Annotated in this window: 4 protein-coding genes and 1 other RNA gene; all 5 read left to right on the plus strand. The window is 62.9% G+C overall.

Features of this window, described 5'->3' with window-relative positions; translation table 11 throughout:
* Positions 1 to 169 precede the first annotated feature (169 nt).
* The 5 genes from VJ604_RS02690 to VJ604_RS02710 all read left to right on the plus strand — a co-directional run bounded on the left by VJ604_RS02690 (position 170) and on the right by VJ604_RS02710 (position 3,606).
* A complete protein-coding gene (locus tag VJ604_RS02690) occupies positions 170 to 1,288 on the plus strand; it encodes a Nif3-like dinuclear metal center hexameric protein (protein WP_324079851.1) in 1,119 nt (372 codons plus the stop codon).
* 49 nt (positions 1,289 to 1,337) lie between these two features.
* A complete protein-coding gene (locus tag VJ604_RS02695) occupies positions 1,338 to 2,051 on the plus strand; it encodes a zinc ribbon domain-containing protein (RefSeq protein WP_324079848.1) in 714 nt (237 codons plus the stop codon).
* Positions 2,052 to 2,151: 100 nt separating this feature from the next.
* Positions 2,152 to 2,531, plus strand: an RNA gene (gene rnpB / locus VJ604_RS02700) — RNase P RNA component class A.
* Positions 2,532 to 2,734: 203 nt separating this feature from the next.
* Entirely contained in the window at positions 2,735 to 3,235 is a 501-nt protein-coding gene (locus VJ604_RS02705; protein ID WP_324079849.1) for a hypothetical protein, read from the plus strand.
* Between the two features lie 47 nt (positions 3,236 to 3,282).
* Positions 3,283 to 3,606 (plus strand): hypothetical protein, encoded by a 324-nt coding sequence (locus VJ604_RS02710; protein WP_324079850.1) that lies wholly within the window; start codon positions 3,283 to 3,285, stop codon positions 3,604 to 3,606.
* Positions 3,607 to 3,735 lie beyond the last annotated feature (129 nt).

Raw genomic sequence — 3,735 nt, forward strand, 5'->3', positions numbered from 1 at the left:
CCGGCTCATAACCGGTCGGTCCCAGGTTCGAGTCCTGGTGGGCCCACCACCTCTACAATTAGGATGATGTGGGGATGCCCTTAAAGCACCTGGTCAGACGAAAAAATACACGTAAAGTGGAGAAAAAGAGTGCACACCCGGCGGTTGCACTCTTTTTCTTTTGTGCGCGATGATTACTCCTAAAGTTTCGGATATACTTGGAATCACTAATAAAATTGCTCCTGCCGACTTCGCGGAGTCCTGGGATAACGTGGGCCTGCAGCTTGGGGACCCGGTCCGCCAGGTCTCCCGGATCATGGTGGCCCTGGACCCCGGCGCTCCCGCCGTCGAGGCCGCGGTCGAGGCAGGTTGCCAGCTGTTGATCTCCCACCATCCCTTCTTCTTCTCTCCTCTGAAAAAGATCTCCACCACCGACGAAACCGGCCGCCTCACCATCCTCGCCATCAAGAACGACCTCGCCATCATCTCGCTGCACACCAACTACGATATCGCGCAGGGCGGGGTCAACGACCTCTTGGCGGCACGCCTGGGGCTTAGCGCGGCGCAGCCACTGAGGATCACCGGCGGCGACGAGTTCCTGAAGATCGCGGTCTTCGTTCCGCACGGTTTCGAGGAGAAGCTCCTACAGGCGCTCTCTTCCTGCATGGCCCCCATCGGCAACTACCGTGACTGCTCCTACCAGGGAGATGGTCTGGGGAGGTTTAGGGCCATGGAAGGGGCCAACCCGTTCGTGGGGAAGGTCGGGGAGCTGCACCAGGAGAAGGAGAGCCGGCTGGAATTCCTGGTCCTAAAGGAGCGGCTGACCGCGGCGCTGGCCGCCCTCACCGATGCCCATCCCTACGAGGAGCCGGCCTACGACATCTACCCGGTGCTGAACCGGGGAGCGGCGCGCGGCCTGGGGAGGATAGGTCTGTTGGCGGAGGCCACCACGGCGGGGGAGTACGCGGCCCGGGTGAAGGAATCGCTTCAGGCCGCCGGCGTGCGCCTGGTGGGCGACCCGGGGCGGAAGGTGAAGAAGGTCGCCCTCTGCGGCGGCTCGGGGGCCTCGCTGCTGCACGAAGCGGCACGCAAGGGGGCGGACCTGCTGGTGACCGCCGACGTGAAGTACCACGAGGCGCGCGAAGCGGAAGCGCTGGGGATCGCCGTGCTGGACGCGGGGCATTTCTCCACCGAGTTCCCCATGGTGAAAGGTCTGGCGGCCACCCTGAGGGGCGCGCTGGAAGCGAAACGATACGAGACGGAAGTGCTGGAGTACCAGGGAGAGCGGGAACCTTTCAGTTTCTGGTGAGAGCTCGCTCGCGATTTTCATAAAAAAGAGGTAGTTGGGGAGGCAGATTTTGCGCAATAAGCTGAAGTCGTTGTATGAGTTGCAGGAGATCGATCTGAGGATCGACGGTCTGGATAGCGAGAAGGGACAACTGCTGGCCGAGTCCCAGGCTCTGGAGGCGAAGCTCGCCGAGGCGCGCGAGAAGATCGCGGCCCGCCGCGAGGAGGCCGAGGTGATAGGCGACGAGAAAGCCGCCCTGGAAGCAAGTCTCGCCGCCGAGAACGACAACATCACCCGCTCCGAGTCGCACCAGAAGGAGATCAAGACCCAGAAGGAATACCAGGCGGTCTCCAAGGAGATCTCCGGCGCCAAGAAGATGATCGGCGAGCTCGAGGAGCAGATCCTGCAGAAGATCAACGCCCTCGAGGAGATCGCTGCCGACATCGCCAAGAAGGAATCCGATCTCCAGGAGCTCGAGGAGAACGTGGCGACCCAGCAGGCCGAGGTGCAGGCCAAGGTGGATGCGCTGGAAGCAGGCATCGCCACCGATGTGGCTACCCGCGAGGAGACCATCAAGGGGCTGCCCGCCTCGGTGATGAAGCGCTACGACCGGCTGCGTGATCAGCGTCGCGGCGTCGCCGTGGTCGAGGCCAAGGAAGGGAACTGCATGGGGTGCAACATGCACCTGCCGCCGCAGCTCTACAACACCCTGTTCCGCGCGGACGACGTGGTGACCTGCCCGCACTGCCAGCGCATCCTGATCATGAAGCAGGAGATCGAGTAGAGGCAGATAAAGGCGAGATTAAGATTAAGGTTGAGATTGAGAAAATGCCAAGGGGTGACGGCCTTCCTTGATCTTGATCTCGGTTTTCAGCAGTTTGGTCGAAGCAGACCAGATGGCCGCCGCCCGCGCCAGCGGGGGGAGGAAAGTCCGGGCTCCACAGGGCATGGTGCTGGATAACGTCCAGCGGGGGCAACCCCAGGGAAAGTGCCACAGAGAGAAGTCCGCCAGCCGTAGCCTTGGCGAAGGCTGGTAAGGGTGAAAGGGTGAGGTAAGAGCTCACCGGGTCCGACGGCGACGCCGGATGCCAGGTAAACCCCACCAGGAGCAAGACCAAATAGGGAAGCGTTAAGGGCTGCCCGTCCGTGCTTCCGGGTTGGTTGCTTGAGGCCGCCGGTAACGGCGCTCCTAGATGAATGACCATCGCCCGCCTCCGGGTAACCGGCGGCGGGAACAGAACCCGGCTTACGGGCTGCTTCGGCCAATTTTTCGCTGGTTCCCAAGGGCGACCTTGGGGGCCAGATCTTCTTTTGGGCTGAGAAAGACGGTGCGCGGTGACAGGTACGACTGGACGCCGGAGGGTGCAAGTGGCAGGAGCTGCCGCTTTGCAGGCAGGACGGGTTGCCATGTAGGCTGCTGTTGAAGCCTGGATGGCTTTTTTTGTGCCGCGCACGATGAGGGTTTGCTTGACGAGGTACGAGGAGTTGTGGCGGGAAGGTGTCCGCCGGGTAACGGCTGGTTACGCGCTGCTTTCCCGGGCCGACCGGGAGCAGGTTGACCGTCTCTGCCGCTCGATGGTGGCGCGCAAGGAAGCCATGCAGGCGCTGGTAGCGCGCGTGGACGCCGCCTCCCACTGCGCCGGCTGCGGCGGTGCCTGCTGCGTCAAGGGGAAGTACCACGTCACCCCGGTAGACCTGGTGGTGTACCTGGCGACGGGCGCCGAGCTTTTCGCGCCGCTCTTCGACAACGGACTCTGTCCCTACCTGGCGCCTGAGGGGTGCCTGATGCCCCCCGGCTACCGGCCGTTTAACTGCATCACCTTCAACTGCGAGCTGATCGAGGATCAGCTGCCGGAAGAAGAGGTGGCCCTCTTCTACCTCTGGGAGAGCGAGCTGCGGGAAAGCTACCGGCAGCTTCGCGCCCTCTTCCCCGACCGGTCGGCGGACGGCCCCCTGCTGAAGGACTGAGCAGACAGATTTACCTGACACGATCAACGACGATCGGAGGATGATTAATGCCTACTACCATCAATGACCTGGTACTCGCGCACATCGACAACAAGCCGGCCTTCTACGCCAGGATCGAGGACATCAGTCCCGACGTCAAGCCCGGGTGGTGGAAGGTGAAGCTCCTGGTGCTGACGGTGCCGCTGCAGGTCTACACCTGGATCCTCGACGAGAGCCAGGTGAACGGCGCCCCCTTCACCATGGGCCAGACCCCTATCATGCTGGAGAAGGTGGAGTCCCCGGAGCCGCCGCCCAAGCCGCTCGCGCCGGTGGAGAAGAGCCCGTCCCGCAAGGGCGGCACCGTGGTTTCCCTGTTCGACAGGAAGAAGTAAGCATTCTTTCTCGCCCCGCATGCCCCACTTTGCGCCCCGATAAGGGGGTGACTTCTTCGTCCGCACAGCCGCCCCTTCCCGCAGCAGGGGAGGGACGGTTGCCCGCGGTCCAAGGGGGTAGCGAAGATG

It is taken from the genome of Geomonas sp., assembly GCF_035254065.1.
Taxonomy (GTDB): Bacteria; Desulfobacterota; Desulfuromonadia; order Geobacterales; family Geobacteraceae; genus Geomonas.

What these genes read in the sequence shown, in the direction of transcription:
- VJ604_RS02690 (WP_324079851.1), top strand. Translation starts at nt 170, where the DNA reads ATGATTACTCCTAAAGTTTCGGATATACTTGGAATCACTAATAAAATT.
- VJ604_RS02710 (WP_324079850.1), top strand. Translation starts at nt 3,283, where the DNA reads ATGCCTACTACCATCAATGACCTGGTACTCGCGCACATCGACAACAAG.